Source organism: Flavobacterium chryseum (assembly GCF_004362015.1).
GTDB lineage: Bacteria > Bacteroidota > Bacteroidia > Flavobacteriales > Flavobacteriaceae > Flavobacterium.
Map to the genome: position 1 here is coordinate 162,297 of NZ_SNWW01000007.1, position 19,498 is coordinate 181,794.

Genomic DNA, 19,498 nt, shown 5'->3' on the forward strand with positions numbered 1-19,498 from the left:
AATTAGGATTTTTGGCTAATGTACCATTTCTCTATAAAAAATGAAAGCGTATTTTTTTTTTGTTATGAATAATAACAGCTTTAATTCTATTTAAATTGATTTTAAAAAAATACGGCCGATAAAAATATAAAAAATCAGAGTTTTGACAAAAAAATACTATTTGATTCCGAGAACTTGTTTTGCCAAAGCAATCATTTCGGGCGTTCCTGTATTTTTATTTTTTTCGTCAGAAAGTTTGACAACGCCTTGCCAATGCATATTATCCGGCTTTGTATCGTTCAATTTTATAACCATATTCATTGCCGGAAGACCGACATCATTGGTAAAATTAGTACCAATTCCAAATGACATTTTGATTTTGTCTTTACAGAAATCAGAAATAGCTTTTACCTTTTCAAAATTAAGGGAATCAGAAAAAACAATTGCTTTTGATTTTGGATCAATTCCCATTTTGGTGTAATGCGTAATTACTTTTTGGGCGAACTCTATCGGATCACCGCTATCATGTCGAACACCATCAAAAAGTTTGGAACATTTTTTATCAAATTGATTGAAGAAAATTTCAGTTGTATAGGTGTCTGTTAAAACAATTCCGAGATCGCCTCCGTATACTTTTGTCCAGTTTTCAAGGCTAATTAAGTTCGCCATTTTAAAGCCAAATTGCGCTGCATGAAACATAAACCATTCGTGCGCATGCGTGCCTAAAGGTCGTTTATTATTAACCATTGCAAAATGTACATTGCTCGTTCCGATAAAACTTTGAGATCCAAAAGTATTGAGCGTTTCATTGACCAAAACCTGAACATCGTATGAATGACGGCGTCTTGTGCCGAACTCTAAAATTGAAACTCCTAAGGAATTATAATTATCAATTTTGCTTTTGGTAAGACTTTTAATAGCTTCGTCATTTAAACGAATCAGAAGATTTGTTTTATAAAAAAGTTCTGAAATTAAAGCCATCAAAGGTACTTCCCACAAAATAGTGCGATACCAAAAACCTTCTATAACTACTTTTATTTCTGATCCTTCCTGTGTAATATGAACTTCTGACGGATCGTAACTATAACCTTGAAGAAAATCTAAATAAGTGGGATCCAGATACGAACAATAATGGTATAAATAATGTTTTTCATCTTTTGTTAATCGCAAATTTGCCATTGCATCAACAGATTTTTGAAGCAAACCTGCAAAACCGGGCGGAAAAATATGCTTTCCGCGATTGATAAATGCATAACGAACTTTTGCTCTTGGAAAAAGTTTAATTACGGCATGCTGCATCGTAAATTTATAGAAATCATTATCTAAGATCGATTTCAAAAAAGTTGGTTCCATAAGGCAAATTGCTATATTTTTTCAAATCCGTGAATTGCTAAGATACGCCAATTCGGTGCAATAAGAAAATGATATAAATCAGTATTGCAAAATAATTCTTACTTTGAAACTACTTTAAAAGAAACAATGCTATTTGTATCCAGAAAAAAAGTAATGTAGTTGCCTATATTTTTATCAAAGGTAATTTGAAATTCTAAACCTCCTTTTTTTTCTTTTCCGTTGACAATTTTAACGGGCTGATTCCTTTTATTTAAATAATAAAACTGATCCGATTTTGAAATGTTCGCGATTAAAAATGTGATTTTTTCTCCGTTTCCAGCTTCAATTATACCAGATTCCGGTTCTTTAATTTTATGATTGCCCTCAATTCCTTTATTATAAAGTAAAGGTCCGTTAAGAAAATCTTCCTTACTTAATCTGTTTCCTAAGTAAGAACCCGAATCAGGAAAATGTTTGGTGAAAAAATAATCCGGATCTGTATCAAAATAAACAGGCGAAAAATCATTTACCATTCGTCCTTTGTTATTATCAAAATAACCCTGACCCCATGTAACATCGATCAAACGCCATTTTTTATCAACTAAAACCATATTCCACGCGTGGTTCGAATTTAATTCTTCGCGGCCAATATCGTCTAATCTTGTTTTAGAATCGCCTTTGATTATTTCGCATTTTAAACCCGCTAATGAAGCTAAGTGCTGGTATAAGGCTGTAAAACCTTCGCAAACTGCTTTATGGGATTTAAATGCATTTTGAATCAGTTTATCTTCGAGCTGTTGAATTTTCTTTTGTTTTTCTGCTTCGGTACGATAACTAAATCCCTGCGTTTTTGCCGGTCTTAAAAAAGCAGCATAATCATATTTTATATTAAATGCAATCCAGCTGTAAATTGCTCGTGCTTTATCGTGTTCCGAATTAAAATCTTTTTCAATTCGTTCTGCTAATTCTTCGGTTGTATCAAAGCTTTTTGGATATTTTAAAACAATCTTATCTACTGCACTGTATTTTTGTGCAAACGAAGAAAATAAAAATACAATGTTGATAAAAAGGAATAGAAAAAAGGTCTTTTTTGTTGTCATGAAATTAAAAACTGGCTTTTATAATATCTTTCAATTCTTTATCTAATTCGGGATTGGAAATTTGATTTTTTTCGAGATCAAAATTGGCATTAAAAACAGGTAATGAAAATGTGGCTTTTATTTGTGCACCATATCTTGGTAAGGCATTATTTGCAATTTCTAATACTGAAGCTCCGCCTCTTGCGCCTGGAGAAGTAGCCAATAATAACATTGGTTTTTGCTGAAAAACTTCTTTGGTAATTCTGGAACTCCAGTCGAAAATGTTTTTAAAGGCTGTAGAATAATTAGAATTATTTTCAGCCAAAGAAACAACCAGAATATCAGCGCTTTCTAATTTTGTTAAAAATGCTTTTGCAGTGTCATGCTGACCAATTTCTTTTTCAAGATCAACACTAAATAAGGGCATCGCGAAATCATTCAAGTCTAAAACTTCAACTTCGGCATTTTCGAATAAACTTGCGGCATACGTTGCTAAATGTTTATTGATTGAATGTGCGCTGTTACTTCCTCCAAAGGCTATTATTTTCATGGTTTCTCTTTTTGCAATTTATCTTCTACTGGTCCTTTTTTCGGTTCGTCGATTTCGTAAATCTCTTTTGCTATCTCTACCGAGTATTCATTTGGATAAATTTTACCGCCGTAAGATTTTGCGTATACTTTGGTAAATTCTGCTCCAAAATACAGAATAATTGCCGAATAATAGACCCAAACTAAAATAATAATTACCGAACCAGCAGCGCCATAAATTGAGGCAACTGTAGAGCTGCCTAAATAAAACCCTATTGCAAATTTACCAATCATAAATAATACTGCAGTTACTGTTGATCCTATAAAAGCATCTTTCCATCTTATTTTTCCATCGGGTAATGTTCTAAAAATAATAGCAAAAAGAAATGTAATACTGGCGAGTACAATAATAATATTGACGACGTAAAATAAATAAACTGTACTTTCAGGAAAATATATTTTTAAACGGGCACTCACTAAATCTAATGTCGTACTCACAAAAAGACTGACCAGCATTAGAAAACCAACCGAAGCAATCATTGAAAATGACATTAACCTGTTTTGGATGAATTTTTTAATGCCTTTATCCGGCTTTGCACGTAATCCCCAAATATAATTTATAGAACTTTGTATTTCGGCAAAAACTCCAGAAGCACCAATTAAAAGCATCACGATTCCGAATACAGTTGCAAACATATTATCTCCTGATAATTGGACATTTTTTATCGCTTCCTGAATCTGAATTGCGGCACTATTTCCAACCATTCCGTTTATTTGTCCGTAAAGCTGACCTGTAACAGCATCTTCACCAAAGAAAAATCCACATATAGTAATGATAATAATCAACAAAGGTGGTAATGCAAATATGGTGTAATATGCCAATGCTGCACTTAGTTTTATGGCGTTATCATCATTAAATTCTAAAAAGGTGTTCTTTAATAGAAACCATGATTTGGAGAATATATTTTTTAATTTCACGATAGTTCTGATTTTGGGTGTATATGTTCAAAATTAAGAAAAATTAAAAAAATTTAATTCTCGTATGTTGGGCAAATTTTACATTTTTACCATGTGAGCGTCATTAAAAGTTATTTTGAAAGTATATCGTATTCTCTATCAGTTCCTAAATTTTTAATTTTTAAAATATTTTTAAACTCACGTCGAGTTGGTTTTATTAAATAAGATATAGAATCTATTATTTGAGCTTTTATTGCTGTAACTGAGTCAAGTTTTTTAAGATCGCTTGGCAAATAAATATCTTTAAATTTTAATGTATTATTATTTAATGATAGAAATTGAATATCCCAAAAAATAGAATCCCGAGTACTTAATATTAATTGACCTTGTATTCGTTTTGCTTTTTGATTGTATGAAAATCTAAAAATGGTATCTAGATGAGTTTCTAATAATTCTAATGAATCTCCTATTAACTGCACATAAATGTTTTCTTTAGAATTCTTCCTTATTATTTTATTACTGTATATATAATATTCAGCTCTCATTGAATCTAACTCATTTTTATGAATTTTAGATTTCGTAAAATATTTTACTATTATCCGATCTTCATTAATTGTTAAAAAAGAAGAATCTTTATCTTTATACGTTCCTCTAAATCTATGTGGGAATCTATCTAATTCAGAATCATCTTTTGGTTGCGGACTTTCGAAGTATAAAAAAAGACAATCTGGACATGGCCTCATTCGTGCTTTTTTGCAAGACCCAAATGCAATTAACAAGACTATTATAAAAATTATCTTTTTCATAACCAATTTATTGATAATGAATAAAAATTCCTTTATCATAAACTGTCCATAAACTTGCTTTTTGGTTTGCGGCTTTTAGTGCGCTGTTTGCCCAGGTATTACAGGTATAAAAAAGACTGTAACTTCCTTTGGCCTCATAAAAAGCATCTTTTTTTCCATAATTGTGTCCTTCAATCCATTCCGGATTTGTTGGATTACTGAAACTATCTGAAATGTAAGTAACTAATTTTTGATAGTTTTCTTTGGAAATTAAAATGCGTTTGCAATCTTCACCTTCTTTTAATTGTTTGAAGAATGTAGTGTGCATGGCAGATGAACTTACTCCAAATGCAGCTTTAAGTGCTGTACTTGCTTTTAAATCTGACCATTCAGGAGTATCAAGATAAAAACCTTTATCGCCCCAGCCAAATGCTATAAAATTCATTAAAGAATCCTTTGATTGGGTTTGGCTAAACTGAATTTGGTTTCGCCAGTCTTTTATATCATTTACAATTGGAACTACAATATCCGTATGAACGCCGTTTGAGAGAATGTAAATTGGGACTGCATCTTGTTCTTCAACCTGAGCGATATCAGCATTTACGGTGATTTTAGAAATTAGATAAACAGATAGTACATAAAGAACAAGAAAACCGAAGATTCCGAAAAGAGTCCAGCCGACAAATTTGAGCGTTTTTTTAAGCATTTTTGATTGGTTTTAGATTTTAGTTAATGGTTAATTTTTCTCTATTCAATTTTTGAGCCAAAAAAATAAATTAGATTTTTTTGTTTTTTGAAAATTTAGCAGATTCAAAAATGGCACACGGATGAAACGGATTCGCTAAAGCGAAAACGCGGATTTAAACGGATTTTTTTATGCTTTATTAGTTTCACGCAGATTTTGCAGATTATTTTAAAGCATAAAAAAAACTGCTGAATTTCTCCAGCAGTTTAGTCTTTTATCTTTATTCTTTATTCTATTCTCTTAAAAAAAAAATTATACGTTGAAACGGAAGTGCATCACATCACCATCTTTTACGATATATTCTTTTCCTTCTACTTTGAATTTTCCTGCTTCTTTAGCTTTTGCTTCTGAACCGTATTGAACGTAATCTTCGTATGAAATAACTTCGGCACGAATGAATCCTTTTTCAAAATCAGTGTGAATAACTCCGGCAGCTTGTGGCGCTGTAGAACCAATATTGATTGTCCATGCACGAACTTCTTTTACACCGGCTGTAAAGTAGGTTTGTTGTTTTAATAACTTGTAAGCAGCACGAATTAAAACTGATGCTCCCGGCTCTGTTAATCCCATATCTTCAAGGAAAACCTGACGCTCTTCGTAGCTTTCTAATTCTGTAATATCAGCCTCTGCTCCTACTGAAAGGATGATAACTTCTGCACCTTCATCTTTTACTAATTCACGAATCTGATCTACATATTTGTTTCCGGTTACAGCTGAACCTTCGTCAACATTACAAACGTATAAAACCGGTTTTGAAGTAATTAGTTGGAAACCTTCCATTAAAATTTCTTCATCATTATTTTGAGGAACAATTGTTCTAGCCGATTTTGCCTGTAATAATGCTTCTCTAATTCGGTTTAATAAAGCTTCTTCTGTCTGAGCTTCTTTATTTCCCGTTTTAGCAGCACGCTTTACTTTTTCTAAACGTTTATCAACTGTTTCTAAGTCTTTTAACTGTAATTCGATATCAATTGTTTCTTTGTCACGAATTGGGTTAACGTTTCCGTCTACGTGAACAATATTATCATTATCAAAACAACGTACAACGTGAATAATAGCATTACACTCTCTGATATTTCCTAAAAACTGATTTCCAAGACCCTCACCTTTACTGGCGCCTTTTACAAGACCTGCAATATCTACAATATCAACAGTTGCCATCTGTACGCGCTCTGGTTTTACCAATTCTTCAAGTTTGTTGATTCTTGGATCCGGAACGTTTACAACACCAATATTAGGTTCGATTGTACAAAACGGAAAGTTTGCACTCTGCGCTTTTGCGTTAGATAAACAATTAAATAGAGTCGATTTTCCAACATTTGGTAATCCTACAATTCCTGCTTTCATATGTAGATAATTTTTGTTTTTTATTTATTTCGACCCTTGAAAACACTGGTATTGTTGATTACAAATCAATTCTTTAGCGTTTTAACCGATCGAATTATGATCTTTTTTTTCTTATAATTTTATTTTGCCAAAATGATACATTTTGCCCCTAAAATTTTGCAAATATAAGATTTAATAGCTCTTAAGTGTACAAAAAATGACGATATATACTTTTTTAGTACTTTTCCTAAAAAAAATTCAACTTTATTGTAATCTTTTGTTAAATAATGCTAATTTTATCACAATATTTAACAAACCACATACAAAATTTTTAACCAAAACTAGTTTTAACATGAAAAGAATTGCAATTTTATTTTTTCTATTTAACACCCTCTTTATTTTTGCTCAAAAGCAAGTTTCGGGTGTAGTAAAAGACAATACAGGAAATCCCCTACCTGGTGTCAACATTATTGAAAAGGGAACTAATAACGGTGTTTCTACCGATATAGATGGATCTTACAAAATTACCGTAAAAGAAGGTGCTTCATTAGTTTTTACATATTTAGGTTACAGCAGTGTTACAAGATTAGCAGATTCTTCTCAAATAGACGTTTCTTTATCTGAAGAAGGAGGTCAAAATCTTGATGAAGTAGTCGTAACTGGATCAAGAACTGCCCAAAGAAGTAATACTACTACTCCATTACCTATTGATGTAATATCTTCTAAAGATTTAACTTCTACAGGACAAGCTACATTTGATAAGGCTTTGCAGTACAAGATTCCGTCTTTTAATACGGTACAAACTCCTGTAAATGACGCAACTTCATTACTGGATCCGTACGAAATTAGAAACTTAGGACCAAGCAGAACTTTAATTCTTATTAATGGTAAACGTAAAAACTTAAGTTCTTTACTTTATGTACAAACTTCTCCGGGACGTGGAGAAACGGGTGCAGATATTTCTGCGATTCCAACAGACGCTATCGAAAGAGTTGAGATTCTTCGTGACGGAGCTTCTGCTCAATACGGTTCTGATGCAATTGCCGGAGTTATGAACATCATTTTAAAGAAAAACAACACAGATGGATCTGTAACTTTAAGAAGTGGAATTACTTCTGAAGGAGATGGAGAAATGCTGGGTGTTAGTTTAAATAATGGTACAACAGTTGGCGAAAAAGGCTTTTTGAATTATACTATAGATTTTTCTAAAGTAAATTTAGCAAACAGACCGGGAACTGTTGATGCTGAGGGTGATGCTGGAGATTTTGGTGCTGATATTGCAGATGTTCAGGAATTTCTTGCCAGACATCCTGATGCCAGAAACGTTAATGGTTCACCAGAAACTGCAGCTGCAAAATTCTTAATTAATGGTGGAAATACTATTAGTGATAATACTGACTTATATTATAATGCTGCTTATGTGTACAAAAAGGTAAACTCATTTGCGAATTTCAGAACACCTTATTGGAGACCTTTATCAGGCGATCCTTATCTAAATGATTTGTTTGGAAATGGTGATGCCGCAAATCCTTCATATGATGGATATGGACCTACTTTTGAAGGAGATTTATCTGATTATAATGCAACATTAGGTTTTAAAAGCGTAAAAAACGGATGGAATACTGATGCCAGTGTTACTGTTGGAGGAAACAAACAAACGTATACCGTTAATAATTCTGTAAACAGATCTAGCATTCTTGACGCAGACGGAAATGAAACTTACAGAGAAAATAGCCCGATTTCGTTTAAACCGGGAGGAACTTCTTTTAATCATGTTGTTGGAAATATCGATATTTCTAAGATTGTATCTGATCAAATCAGTATAGGATTTGGTTCTGAGTTTAGATCAGAGTCTTTCTCTGTTATGCAAGGTGATCAGGCATCTTGGGATGGAGCCGGAGCAGATTCTTTTGCTGGAAATTTACCCGAAAACTCAGGAAAATGGAACCGTTATAACGTAGGGGTTTATTTAGATGTTGCTTTTGACATTACAAAAGACTTTTTACTAAACGGAACTGTTCGTCACGAAGAATACAGTGATTTTGGTGGAGCAACAGTTTGGAAAGCAAGTACAAGATATAAATTCCTTGATGATAAAATTACGTTTAGAGGATCTGTTTCAACAGGTTTCAGAGCGCCAACATTACACCAGATTTATACTCAAAAATCACAATATTCTTTTGTTCCAGGAGAAGGAATTCAAGTAAGCGGAATCATCAACAATGTTTCACCTCAGGCACGTAAACTGGGTGTTTCTCAATTACAGCCAGAAAAATCAACAAGTATAACAGTTGGTCTTGGAGCAAAACCTTTTAAAAATTTCAACATAACTGTTGATTATTACAATATTAAAATAGAAGACAGAGTAACATTAGGAGACAGACAATATGAAGTTTTACCTACAACTGGAGAAGTAATTGGTGAAGTTGCCTATTTTTCTAATGCCTTCGATTCAAGAACTTCTGGATTGGATGTTGTTACCGGATACAATAATATTGGTATAGGAGAAGGTAAATTAGGCTTTAATCTATCAGGAAATATCACTTTTGAAAATGAAAGAATTTCTGGAATTAAAAATAATAGTTCATTCAGCGATATCTTAAACTCACTAACATTTACATCAAGACCTAAAACAAAATGGATTTTAGGAATAAACTATGAAATTGGTAAATTTGGTTTTTCTCTTAATAATACTTATTTCGGAGAATCTACTTTTAATCAGGATGGTTTAGTTTCTAATGAAGTAAGAGATGCTGATGGAAAACTGGTAAGAATTCCTGGATCTACTGAAACAGAACGTGATGATTCAGCTAATCTTAAAACAGAATTCCTTGCTAAAATTGTTACTGATTTAGGCGTTAATTTTAATGCTACTGAAAAATTAACAATCGCACTAAATGTGAACAACTTGTTTAACATTTTACCAGAATGGAAATTTGTAGCTGAAAATGAAGCTGGAGCTGCATTATTAGCAGATCCTGCACAAGTTAAAGCACAATCTAACTTAATTACATTTAATCAACGTTATTCCAGAATGACCTATGATGGTTCACATTTTAGCCAATTAGGAACTATGTTTAACTTATCTGTAAATTATAAATTCTAAGTTCAACTTGTTTAAATAAATCAAAAGGGTTGTCTTATGACAGCCCTTTTTTTATAATTTTATAATTAAAAACCGATCATTATGGCAAATTTATATGATGGCAAAATGGCCGCAATTTACGATGCGATGTATCAATCTTTCGTCAATTATGACGAAGAATATGCTTTTTATAATAATCTGATTCAGGAAAATAAGAGTTCTAGTACTTTGGAAATAGGAAGCGGAACAGGAAATCTCGCAAAACGATTCGCAGAAAACAATCAAAATTATCAAGGGCTTGATTACAGCGACGATATGATTGCAATTGCCAAAGAACGCAACAAAAACTGCTCTTTCATTCAAGGCGATATGCGTGATTTTAAACTCGATAAACCTGTAGATTCTATTTTAATCACCGGAAGATCTACAAGTTACCTAATTACCAATGATGACGTAAATAGAACTTTTGAATCTATTTATAAAAATCTAAATGAAAACGGAGTTCTGATTTTTGATTTTATTGATGCTAATCGGTTTATTCCTTTTACAAAAGAAAATCCTTCAATAATTCATGAAGCGGAGTTTCAGAACATCAATTATAAAAGAGAAAGTCATTGGGATACTAACAATTCCTTAGAAAATTTTATGCTCGAATGGACGGCTCAATACTACACAATTATAAATGGAGAAAAGGAAGTAATTGAAAATGATTTCTCGACCGTTCGTGTTTTTACGCTCAATGAAATTCAGCTTTTTTTGTATCTGAATAATTTTGAAATAATCAAAACTATCGACCGTAAAACCTATGCTTATGATACCTACGTTATCGTGGCAAAAAAAATAGCATAAAAAAATCCTGAATATTGATATTCAGGATTTTTTTATATTTTAATCTTTAAATTACATTTTAAATTCTAGTCCTTCAATTAATGTTTTTTCTTCATCAGTAGCTGTAAAACCGGAGATATTCCAGTAGTTCGTTAAGATTTTATTCTTTTTATTAAATAGCGTTTTCTCTTTAAACACATCACTTTCACTATAGGTAAATTTTTGTTTGCTGAAATTTGTGGTAATAAAACTATTTCTAACCTGAATATTTTTAACTGCTTTATCTTTCATAACAAGATCATAAGCTATTTCTTCATTTGAACTCAACAAATAATAATCTTCATCTTCAACCCTGTAACTTACTTTTACCAAAGATCTGGTAATGTTTTTAGCACCTATTAATTTATTTTCTTCGATTTCAGCAACTGTTCCCGGCGTTACAACTATACTAAATTCTATAATTAATTTCTTTTCCGGATCATATACAATTTCATAGTTATCAATTGCTTTCTTAGATTTATCCAGAGGCGTTACTGTCAGTATATACAAATCTTTATTACTCGGATGCCCTTTCGTAATAAAATCAAATTCTTTTTTTGCATTCGAATCTAAAATAGGATCGAAATACTTCAAATTGGAATAATTTTCCATTAAATCATTCAAATTATAGCCTTTTAAATCGGCACTTACATCCTCTTCAATTAAGCCGTAAGATCTATTTTGTTCTACCAGTAATGTTGTACTTACTTTCTTTTGACTGACATTAAATTGAAAGTTAACAAGTCCGTCATTATAATACGAATATTTATTATCAAGCATAAAAAATTCCCTCACATAAACTTTCAATCGATAAGGCATCGCCAGTTTTTGTGCTGAATTAGAAACAATTTTTTGAAGTATTTTTTGAGGATTCTCTTTCGATAAAACAATTTCGTCAAGTTTATTGTCTTTATTTTTCAAGTAAACAACAAATTCACCTTCCTTTAAAGTTAACCAGCGAAGTGTAACATTTTCATAATTAGTTTCAGAAATCTGTACATTCGATCCTCCACTTAACATAAAAGTTACTTTTCCTTCTTGGTTGCTCAATAAAATTTGCTTCGTTTTTAATATAACAACGGTTGCATTTTCTATTGGCAGTTGTGTTTCTATATCTTTTACTACAATAGAATATTCAGTTTCTTGGGCAAAAACAGTGGTATTTATGAATATTAGGAGTAAAATTATAAATCTCTTCATAGGACTATTATTAAAATTATCAAACAAAGTGTTAAAATTTTAATCAAATTAACAAAAATAAAACCTTAAATACCAAAATTTTTATTAATAAAAACTAAAATTGGCAAAAAAAATCCTGAGCGTTAAACTCAGGATTTCTCTTTATACATATAAATTATAGTTATTCACCATGCAAAAACGCCTGTCTGTTCAACAAGGTTTCTTCACTTTCTACGTGATTTTCATCTGGTACGCAACAATCAACCGGACATACAGCAGCGCATTGAGGTTCATCGTGGAATCCTTTACATTCTGTACATTTTCCAGGAACGATGTAATATACTTCGTCAGAAACCGGTGTTTGAGCATCATCTGCATCAACCTCAGTTCCGTCCGGTAAAATTACTTTTCCTGAAAGGCTGGTTCCATCCTTATATCTCCAATCATCAGCTCCTTCATAAATTGCTGTATTTGGGCATTCTGGTTCACAAGCCCCACAGTTTATGCATTCGTCAGTTATAATTATTGCCATTGCTTTTTTAGTCTTAGGGTTAAAGTCTTAAAGTTGTAAAGTCAAAAAAAGACATCTTAGCTTTTGACTTTTGACTTTCGACTTATTTATGCTTATTTTTGTGCAAAATTACAATCAAAACAATTCATAAGCAAACAATATGACAATAGAAACAAAAAAAAGTGTTTTTGTTGAATTAGGAAAATTTTTAAGTCAATTTTCTGAAACAGCAAATACACGAAATGAATCAGTTTTAGGCAATGATTTGTTTTTTGATGATTTTATAAAACTCATTCAGCTTTCGCAGTCTCATAATGGATGGTATACACCTGAACAAGTATATTTTGCAATAAAATCCTGGGCAGATGCGCTGACAGAACAAAACATTGATAAATGGCTTTCTCAATATACTGCTGAATTTGCTCAGAATGATAAAAAAGAAAAAAATGTAGCTTTAATTTTAGCCGGAAATATTCCTTTGGTTGGTTTTCATGATTTTTTGTCGGTTTTAATTACCGGAAATAAAGCCTTAATAAAAACCTCTTCAAACGATCAGCATTTATTACCATTTTTAGCTAAATATTTAATTTTTGTTGATGAAAGTTTAAAAGATAAAATCACTTTCGTGGAAGGAAAATTGGAAAACTTTGATACTGTAATAGCTACCGGAAGCAATAATACAGCACGATATTTTGAATACTATTTTAAAGAAAAACCTTCCATCATTCGAAAAAACAGAAATTCGGTTGCTGTTTTAAACGGAAATGAAACAGTTGAAGATTTACAAGCTCTGGGCGAAGATATTTTCCGATATTTTGGATTAGGATGCCGTAATGTATCGAAACTTTTTGTACCCAAAGGATATTCATTTGTGGCTTTTTTCGAGGCTATTTTTAAATATCAGGACGTTATTCATTATGAAAAATATGCTAATAATTACGATTATAACAAGGCAGTTTTCTTAATGAGTAATTTCAAGTTATTAGATAATGGCTTTTTAACTTTAAAAGAAGATCCAAGCTACGCCTCGCCTATTTCGAGTGTTTTCTATGAATTTTATGAAAACATTGAAGACTTAAAAACTCGTCTTGAAGCTGATGCAGAGCAAATTCAATGCATTGTAAGCAATGATTTGATACAAAATAGTATTCCGTTCGGACAAACGCAAAATCCGCAATTGTGGGATTATGCAGATAACGTGGATACTATAACGTTTTTGTTAACAACAAAGTAAAAATATGTTTAATTATTTCGAATAATTTATCGCTTTTTCAGCTCCTATTGCCGAAATTTGCGTCTTTAAAATTTTCGACTATTAACAACAACCATGAAAAAACACAACTACAGCGCAGGACCAAGTATTTTACCTCAGGAAGTTTTTGAGAAGGCATCAAAAGCAATTTTAAATTTTAATGATTCAGGACTTTCTATTCTTGAAATTTCGCACCGAAGCAAAGATTTCGTTGCTGTTATGGATGAGGCTCGTTCGCTTGCTTTAGAATTGTTAGGACTTGAAGGAAAAGGATACCAAGCCTTATTTTTACAAGGTGGTGCCAGTACAGCATTCTTAATGGCTCCTTACAACTTGATGAAAGAAAACGGAAAAGCAGCTTATTTAGATTCCGGAACCTGGGCAACTGCGGCCATAAAAGAAGCTAAGTATTTTGGAGAAACTGTTGTTGTAGCTTCTTCAAAAGAAGAAAATTACAACCATATCCCGAAAGGATACACAATACCAAGTGATGCAGATTATTTTCACTGCACCAGTAACAATACTATTTTTGGAACTCAAATGAAAGATTTTCCAGCAACAAATGTACCTGTTGTTTGCGATATGAGTTCTGATATTTTTTCACGCAATTTAGATTTCTCAAAATTTGATTTAATATATGCCGGAGCTCAAAAAAATATGGGACCAGCAGGAACTACTTTGGTAGTGGTTAAAGAAGAAATTTTAGAAAAAACAGGAAGAACAATTCCAAGTATGCTTGATTATGCAAAACATATCAAAGCAGAAAGTATGTACAATACACCGCCTGTTTTTGCTGTGTATGTTTCGTTATTAACTTTACAATGGATTAAAGCAAAAGGCGGAGTTGCAGCAGTTCAAAAACTAAACGACGCAAAAGCAGAATTGCTTTACGCTGAAATTGACAGAAACCCTTTATTTAAAGGTGCCGCTGCAGTAGAGGATCGTTCTATCATGAATGTTACTTTCTTGCTAAACAATGCAGATCATACCGAAACTTTTGATGGTTTATGGAAAGCTGCAGGAATTTCTGGATTGCCGGGTCACCGTTCTGTTGGTGGTTACAGAGCTTCTATTTACAACGCTATGCCTATCGAAAGTGTTCAGGTTTTAGTTGATGTAATGAAAGCTTTGGAAACAAAAATTTAAAAATTAAATATTAAATGATTTAAAGATTTAAAGATTTATTTCTATACTAAATCATCGATATTTCTTTATTCAAAAAAATCAGATTGAATATTTTAATTATTAAATTTTTCAATCTTTAAATATCACAAAAAAAATGAAAGTATTAGCCAATGACGGAATTTCAAAAAGTGGAATTCTAGCTTTAGAAAAAGGTGGATTTGAAGTTATAACTACAAAAGTAGCTCAGGAACAAGTTGCTAATTTTGTAAACGAAAACAACGTAAGCGTAGTTTTAGTGCGTAGCGCGACTAAAGTTCGTAAAGATATTATTGATGCTTGCCCAGGATTAAAAATCATTGGTCGTGGTGGTGTTGGTATGGATAATATCGATGTTGATTACGCAAAAAGCAAAGGAATTCATGTAATTAATACACCAGCTTCATCATCAGAGTCTGTTGCTGAACTAGTATTTGCACACTTATTCTCAGGTGTTCGTTTTTTACATGATTCTAACAGAAATATGCCTCTTGAAGGAGATTCAAACTTTGACGGTTTGAAAAAAGCATATGCAAACGGAATTGAATTAAGAGGAAAAACATTAGGAATTGTTGGTATCGGTCGTATCGGTCAGGCAACTGCAAAAATGGCGCTTGGTTTAGGTATGAAAGTTATCGCTGCAGATAGTTTTATTCCTTCAGTAGATATTAAAGTGGAGTTTTTTGATGGTCAGTCAATCACTACAACAGTGGTTTCTCAATCATTAGAATCTTTATTTAAAGAAGCTGATTTCATTACATTACACGTTCCTGCCCAGGATGGATATATCATTGGAGAAAAAGAATTTGCACTCTTGAAAGATGGTGTTGGAATCGTAAACTGTGCTCGTGGTGGTGTAATCGACGAAGTTGCTTTAATAAAAGCTCTTGATTCTGGAAAAGTTGCTTTTGCAGGATTAGATGTTTTTGAAAGCGAACCAAAACCGGAAATGACAATCTTAATGCACCCAAAAATTTCGTTGACTCCACACATTGGAGCAGCAACCGGAGAAGCACAAGATAGAATTGGTACTGAATTAGCTTCACAAATCATTGCATTACTAGGCTAGTCATCAATTATCAAACATAATTTGTAAGAGATTTATTAATATTAATTAGTAAATCTCTTTCTTTTTTTAGTAAATTTGATCTCTCTAATTCTAAAAAATCAAAGTCATGTTTGAACAATTAACACAATTAGTACAACAGTACGGAAATACTGCTGTTGTAAACAACGATGATGTTCCAAATGAGCACAATGAAGGCGTAATGAACGAAGCAAGCAATTCGATTTTTGACGGATTAAAAAAAATTGCTTCAGAAGGTGGCACAGAACAATTGGCAGGTTTGTTTAATGGAAATTCTTCTATTGACAGTTCTAATCCTGTTGTACAAAAATTGACTCAACAATTATCAGGAAATCTTGGTGAAAAATTTGGATTAAGCAGTGACGCATCTTCAGGAGTAGCAGCAAGTTTAATTCCACAAATATTGAGTTCTTTAGTTAATAAAGCAAAAGACCCAAATGATAATAGTTTCCAGATTTCGGATATTATCAGCTCTATTTCCGGCAACAGCGGACAAGCTTCAAGCATAATGGATACTATTTCTAAATACGGAACGCAATTTGGTTTAGACCAAAACACAGATGGAAAACTAGATGTTGCTGATATTATGGTAGTTGCCAAAACCAAAGGCGGAATCGCTGGTTTTATTGGTAAATTGTTTGGAAGTAAATAAAAGCTTCTGAGTTTCTAAGTTTCTAAGACGCTAAGGTTTTAAAACATATCTAAAGCTGTTTGCAAAAGCAAACAGCTTTTTCTCGTATTAATAAAAACTTAGCGTCTTAGAACCTTAGAAACTTAGCACCTCTTTTTAAAACTGTTAATTTTTAAAACTTCTATCTGATTTTTTTGTAAATTTAAGGTTGAAATTTCAATCTGATGAAAAATACCATTTACATACTAATTATTTTGTTTACCATAATTGCGTGTTCAACGTCTCAACAAAAGACTGTTGACACAGCTGTGAAACAAAATGTTGCTGTAAATGATACTGTTCGAATTGCAAATGATTCTTTAGAATATGAAGTTATAATTATCGACAATGGCTTTAGTTACTGGTTAGCTTCAAGATCATACCCCAGAAATTATCATTCACTATCTTTTCTTGAAAGTAAAAATTATCTGTATGTAACAGAATGGAATAATCGGGTTTTACAACCAATGCGTTTTAGTCCAAATTTATATGAAATGAGAATTGATTATCAGCCAAACATCCATTACGGATACGAGGTAAATTACCTTATTTACAACTACATGATTTATTTTCAAAATACTTATAAACAAAAGCTTTGGGGATATGTTCCATCAAGATAATGTTGTTATATTTGTAATCATTACAAATAAAAATGAATAGATTAAAACAACGTTGGGGCATTACCTCAAATTTTCAACTTATCATTATATTTATCGTTTTTGCTATCACAGGATCAGCATCTGCCTGGCTTTCTAAACCTTTTTGTGTTTGGTTAGGAATTACCAAAGAAGATTTTGGCGGATGGTTTACGCTAATTAGACTTATTATAATTTTTCCTATTTATCAGGTTTTATTGGTCTTAATTGGAACTGTTTTTGGACAATTTCGTTTCTTTTGGAATTTCGAAAAGAAAATGCTCAAAAGTATGGGACTAGGATTTCTGTTTAAAAACTAAATTTCTTTCTTTTCCCTTTGAAAGAAATACGTATAAATCCAGGTTATAGTAAAAGAAGGAATAATATCAGTAAACGGAATTATTTCTTCAACAAAAGTCAAAATACTCGCTACCTTTCCTACTCGCCCTTTGTACATTCTGCTCATTATAAAAGCAGCGATTGGTGCCCAGATCACATCTGAAAACTCTCCCAAAAACGGAATTGTAAACGAAAGCATTCCTATCCCGTCAAAAAGCAAACCTAAAATAAGCTTTCTTATTCTGTCATCTTTTACTACTTCAAGATCTTGCATTTTTTTATATTTAGAGATTATTCGAATTTAAAAATAAATCATCAAAATTACTTATTTCAAGAGCCTAATTTCTTTCTAAATTCCCATTTAAATATTAAAACTGAAATCGATTCTCAAGTTTACATTTGTCATTTTCAATTAAGCTAATCAATTATTGTTCCTAAAATTCTGTTACAATACATTTCAATATCGGCAGAATCTTTGTTTCTTTGTAAAAACAGTTTCATAAATGATACAAGCAAAAAACATACATAAATTCTACGATAAACTTGAAGTTTTAAAAGGAGTTGATTTACATATAAAAAAAGGAGAAATTGTTTCAATAGTTGGTGCTTCAGGTGCAGGAAAAACGACCTTATTGCAAATTTTAGGAACTTTAGACAAACCTTCAAAATCTCAAACTGAAACTTCATTAATCATAAACGGGGAAAATATATTGGGTTTTAATGACAAATCGTTATCAAAATTCAGAAACCTAAATCTGGGATTTATTTTTCAATTTCACCAGTTATTACCAGAATTTACAGCCTTAGAAAATGTTTGCATACCGGCTTATTTAGCCAATAAATCTAAAGCTGAAACTGAAAAAGAGGCCAAAAGACTTTTAGAATATTTAGGATTATCACACCGAATCAATCATAAACCAAACGAACTTTCGGGTGGAGAACAACAACGCGTGGCCGTTGCAAGAGCCTTAATCAACAAACCTGACGTTATTTTTGCCGATGAGCCTTCAGGAAATCTTGACACTCAATCTGCCGAAAATTTACACCAGCTATTTTTCCAGCTTCGCAACGAATTCGGACAAACATTTGTAATTGTAACCCACAACGAAGAACTCGCCAATATGGCTGACCGAAAACTAGTAATGGTCGATGGTCAGATTAGTAATTAGGAGCGAACTTCATTTTAAGCATGAATCAAAAAGAACTCAAAGAATTTCTCGACGAAAAAGTAATTCAATATAATAATCAGGATTTTATCGAAAGCGATCCTGTGCAGATTCCGCATTTATTTTCCCAAAAAGAAGACATCGAAATTGCCGGTTTTCTGAGTGCTACAATCGCGTGGGGAAATCGTAAAATGATTATAAAAAACTCGCATCAAATGATGGAATTAATGGGTAATACACCTTATGATTTCATCATGTCACATTCTGATGAAGATCTAGAACGCCTCGAAAATTTTGTACACAGAACTTTCAACGGGAAAGATTTTGGCGGATTTATAAAAGGGTTACAGCACATTTATAAAAATCACGGCGGTTTAGAAAACGTTTTTGCAAAACATCAGGAACAAGATAGTTTGCAAAAAAGCATACACGAATTCAAAAAAATATTCTTCGAAATAGAGCATTTACCCCGAACTCAAAAACATATTTCTGATCCTTTAAACAATTCTGCAGCAAAAAGAATTAACATGTATTTGCGCTGGATGGTTCGTCAGGATACAAAAGGCGTTGATCTGGGAATCTGGAAAACCATTCCACCAGCTGCGTTATCTTGCCCGCTTGACGTTCATTCCGGAAACGTTGCCCGAAAACTTGGCATTCTTACCAGAAAACAAAATGATGCAAAAGCTTTGGCAGAATTAGATCTGAAACTTCGCGAAATGGATGTAAATGATCCTGTAAAATACGATTTTGCTCTTTTTGGTTTAGGTGTTTTTGAAGGGTTTTGAGTTTGAAAATTAGAATGTTAGATGACT

Annotated in this window: 20 protein-coding genes; 10 read left to right on the forward strand and 10 right to left on the reverse strand. The window is 32.3% G+C overall.

All coding sequences use genetic code 11. The annotated features are described in order from the left end of the window. Positions 1 to 156: 156 nt before the first annotated feature. The 7 genes from pncB to ychF form a co-directional block, all read right to left on the reverse strand. Entirely contained in the window at positions 157 to 1,332 is a 1,176-nt protein-coding gene (pncB, locus tag EV143_RS14575; protein WP_133508675.1) for a nicotinate phosphoribosyltransferase, read from the reverse strand. Between the two features lie 98 nt (positions 1,333 to 1,430). Next, positions 1,431 to 2,411, reverse strand: coding sequence for a transglutaminase domain-containing protein (locus tag EV143_RS14580; protein WP_133508676.1), 981 nt, complete (start codon positions 2,409 to 2,411; stop codon positions 1,431 to 1,433). A 4-nt stretch (positions 2,412 to 2,415) separates the two neighbouring features. After that, positions 2,416 to 2,940 (reverse strand): NADPH-dependent FMN reductase, encoded by a 525-nt coding sequence (locus tag EV143_RS14585; RefSeq protein WP_133508677.1) that lies wholly within the window; start codon positions 2,938 to 2,940, stop codon positions 2,416 to 2,418. After that, a complete protein-coding gene (locus EV143_RS14590; RefSeq protein ID WP_133508678.1) occupies positions 2,937 to 3,896 on the reverse strand; it encodes a YihY/virulence factor BrkB family protein in 960 nt (319 codons plus the stop codon). The genes EV143_RS14585 and EV143_RS14590 overlap by 4 nt, the downstream gene beginning before the upstream one ends. A gap of 110 nt (positions 3,897 to 4,006) precedes the next feature. Continuing rightward, positions 4,007 to 4,681: a hypothetical protein gene (locus EV143_RS14595; RefSeq protein WP_133508679.1), complete on the reverse strand. Its 675-nt coding sequence runs from the start codon at positions 4,679 to 4,681 to the stop codon at positions 4,007 to 4,009. A gap of 7 nt (positions 4,682 to 4,688) precedes the next feature. Beyond that, positions 4,689 to 5,366 carry a TIGR02117 family protein gene (locus EV143_RS14600; RefSeq protein WP_133508680.1) on the reverse strand — a complete coding sequence of 226 codons (678 nt, stop codon included), beginning with the start codon at positions 5,364 to 5,366 and terminating at the stop codon, positions 4,689 to 4,691. A 291-nt stretch (positions 5,367 to 5,657) separates the two neighbouring features. Beyond that, positions 5,658 to 6,752, reverse strand: coding sequence for a redox-regulated ATPase YchF (gene ychF, locus EV143_RS14605; protein ID WP_133508681.1), 1,095 nt, complete (start codon positions 6,750 to 6,752; stop codon positions 5,658 to 5,660). A 331-nt stretch (positions 6,753 to 7,083) separates the two neighbouring features. On the opposite strand from ychF, the gene EV143_RS14610 reads away from it, so the two are divergent. Together EV143_RS14610 and EV143_RS14615 are read left to right on the forward strand one after the other, a co-directional pair. Continuing rightward, a complete protein-coding gene (locus EV143_RS14610; protein WP_133508682.1) occupies positions 7,084 to 9,837 on the forward strand; it encodes a TonB-dependent receptor in 2,754 nt (917 codons plus the stop codon). Between the two features lie 81 nt (positions 9,838 to 9,918). Further along, a complete protein-coding gene (locus EV143_RS14615) occupies positions 9,919 to 10,665 on the forward strand; it encodes a class I SAM-dependent DNA methyltransferase (RefSeq protein WP_133508683.1) in 747 nt (248 codons plus the stop codon). Between the two features lie 51 nt (positions 10,666 to 10,716). Here EV143_RS14615 and EV143_RS14620 read toward each other — a convergent pair whose 3' ends face one another. Together EV143_RS14620 and EV143_RS14625 are read right to left on the reverse strand one after the other, a co-directional pair. After that, positions 10,717 to 11,883, reverse strand: coding sequence for a hypothetical protein (locus EV143_RS14620; RefSeq protein WP_133508684.1), 1,167 nt, complete (start codon positions 11,881 to 11,883; stop codon positions 10,717 to 10,719). A 160-nt stretch (positions 11,884 to 12,043) separates the two neighbouring features. Then, on the reverse strand, positions 12,044 to 12,394 hold the full coding sequence (locus EV143_RS14625; protein WP_133508685.1) for a 4Fe-4S dicluster domain-containing protein: 351 nt from the start codon (positions 12,392 to 12,394) through the stop codon (positions 12,044 to 12,046). Positions 12,395 to 12,533: 139 nt separating this feature from the next. Between EV143_RS14625 and EV143_RS14630 the strand changes: the two genes are divergently transcribed. From EV143_RS14630 to EV143_RS14655, 6 genes are all read left to right on the forward strand, one after another. After that, the gene (locus tag EV143_RS14630; protein WP_133508686.1) at positions 12,534 to 13,607 is read left to right on the forward strand and encodes an acyl-CoA reductase; all 1,074 of its coding nucleotides are present in this window, start codon (positions 12,534 to 12,536) and stop codon (positions 13,605 to 13,607) included. A gap of 93 nt (positions 13,608 to 13,700) precedes the next feature. Further along, the gene (serC, locus tag EV143_RS14635; protein WP_133508687.1) at positions 13,701 to 14,771 is read left to right on the forward strand and encodes a 3-phosphoserine/phosphohydroxythreonine transaminase; all 1,071 of its coding nucleotides are present in this window, start codon (positions 13,701 to 13,703) and stop codon (positions 14,769 to 14,771) included. A 133-nt stretch (positions 14,772 to 14,904) separates the two neighbouring features. After that, positions 14,905 to 15,855, forward strand: a complete 951-nt coding sequence (locus tag EV143_RS14640) for a D-2-hydroxyacid dehydrogenase (RefSeq protein WP_133508688.1) — start codon at positions 14,905 to 14,907, stop codon at positions 15,853 to 15,855. Positions 15,856 to 15,961: 106 nt separating this feature from the next. Continuing rightward, a complete protein-coding gene (locus EV143_RS14645; protein WP_133508689.1) occupies positions 15,962 to 16,525 on the forward strand; it encodes a DUF937 domain-containing protein in 564 nt (187 codons plus the stop codon). A gap of 203 nt (positions 16,526 to 16,728) precedes the next feature. Beyond that, positions 16,729 to 17,163 (forward strand): DUF6146 family protein, encoded by a 435-nt coding sequence (locus tag EV143_RS14650; RefSeq protein WP_133508690.1) that lies wholly within the window; start codon positions 16,729 to 16,731, stop codon positions 17,161 to 17,163. Between the two features lie 32 nt (positions 17,164 to 17,195). Then, positions 17,196 to 17,498, forward strand: a complete 303-nt coding sequence (locus EV143_RS14655; protein ID WP_133508691.1) for a DUF6787 family protein — start codon at positions 17,196 to 17,198, stop codon at positions 17,496 to 17,498. On the opposite strand, the gene EV143_RS14660 is transcribed toward EV143_RS14655, so the two are convergent. Continuing rightward, entirely contained in the window at positions 17,495 to 17,791 is a 297-nt protein-coding gene (locus EV143_RS14660; protein WP_133508692.1) for a hypothetical protein, read from the reverse strand. The two genes, EV143_RS14655 and EV143_RS14660, sit on opposite strands and share 4 nt — an antisense overlap. A gap of 229 nt (positions 17,792 to 18,020) precedes the next feature. Between EV143_RS14660 and EV143_RS14665 the strand changes: the two genes are divergently transcribed. Further along, the gene (locus EV143_RS14665) at positions 18,021 to 18,686 is read left to right on the forward strand and encodes an ABC transporter ATP-binding protein (RefSeq protein ID WP_133508693.1); all 666 of its coding nucleotides are present in this window, start codon (positions 18,021 to 18,023) and stop codon (positions 18,684 to 18,686) included. A 20-nt stretch (positions 18,687 to 18,706) separates the two neighbouring features. Next, positions 18,707 to 19,471, forward strand: a complete 765-nt coding sequence (locus tag EV143_RS14670) for a TIGR02757 family protein (RefSeq protein ID WP_166638161.1) — start codon at positions 18,707 to 18,709, stop codon at positions 19,469 to 19,471. Positions 19,472 to 19,498 lie beyond the last annotated feature (27 nt).

Coding starts and splice junctions, on each gene's coding strand:
- EV143_RS14660 (WP_133508692.1), bottom strand. CDS start 17,791: ATGCAAGATCTTGAAGTAGTAAAAGATGACAGAATAAGAAAGCTTATT.
- EV143_RS14620 (WP_133508684.1), bottom strand. CDS start 11,883: ATGAAGAGATTTATAATTTTACTCCTAATATTCATAAATACCACTGTT.
- EV143_RS14585 (WP_133508677.1), bottom strand. CDS start 2,940: ATGAAAATAATAGCCTTTGGAGGAAGTAACAGCGCACATTCAATCAAT.
- EV143_RS14600 (WP_133508680.1), bottom strand. CDS start 5,366: ATGCTTAAAAAAACGCTCAAATTTGTCGGCTGGACTCTTTTCGGAATC.
- pncB (WP_133508675.1), bottom strand. CDS start 1,332: ATGGAACCAACTTTTTTGAAATCGATCTTAGATAATGATTTCTATAAA.
- EV143_RS14670 (WP_166638161.1), top strand. CDS start 18,707: ATGAATCAAAAAGAACTCAAAGAATTTCTCGACGAAAAAGTAATTCAA.
- EV143_RS14595 (WP_133508679.1), bottom strand. CDS start 4,681: ATGAAAAAGATAATTTTTATAATAGTCTTGTTAATTGCATTTGGGTCT.
- EV143_RS14615 (WP_133508683.1), top strand. CDS start 9,919: ATGGCAAATTTATATGATGGCAAAATGGCCGCAATTTACGATGCGATG.
- EV143_RS14625 (WP_133508685.1), bottom strand. CDS start 12,394: ATGGCAATAATTATAACTGACGAATGCATAAACTGTGGGGCTTGTGAA.
- serC (WP_133508687.1), top strand. CDS start 13,701: ATGAAAAAACACAACTACAGCGCAGGACCAAGTATTTTACCTCAGGAA.
- ychF (WP_133508681.1), bottom strand. CDS start 6,752: ATGAAAGCAGGAATTGTAGGATTACCAAATGTTGGAAAATCGACTCTA.
- EV143_RS14630 (WP_133508686.1), top strand. CDS start 12,534: ATGACAATAGAAACAAAAAAAAGTGTTTTTGTTGAATTAGGAAAATTT.
- EV143_RS14610 (WP_133508682.1), top strand. CDS start 7,084: ATGAAAAGAATTGCAATTTTATTTTTTCTATTTAACACCCTCTTTATT.
- EV143_RS14655 (WP_133508691.1), top strand. CDS start 17,196: ATGAATAGATTAAAACAACGTTGGGGCATTACCTCAAATTTTCAACTT.
- EV143_RS14665 (WP_133508693.1), top strand. CDS start 18,021: ATGATACAAGCAAAAAACATACATAAATTCTACGATAAACTTGAAGTT.
- EV143_RS14580 (WP_133508676.1), bottom strand. CDS start 2,411: ATGACAACAAAAAAGACCTTTTTTCTATTCCTTTTTATCAACATTGTA.
- EV143_RS14640 (WP_133508688.1), top strand. CDS start 14,905: ATGAAAGTATTAGCCAATGACGGAATTTCAAAAAGTGGAATTCTAGCT.
- EV143_RS14650 (WP_133508690.1), top strand. CDS start 16,729: ATGAAAAATACCATTTACATACTAATTATTTTGTTTACCATAATTGCG.
- EV143_RS14645 (WP_133508689.1), top strand. CDS start 15,962: ATGTTTGAACAATTAACACAATTAGTACAACAGTACGGAAATACTGCT.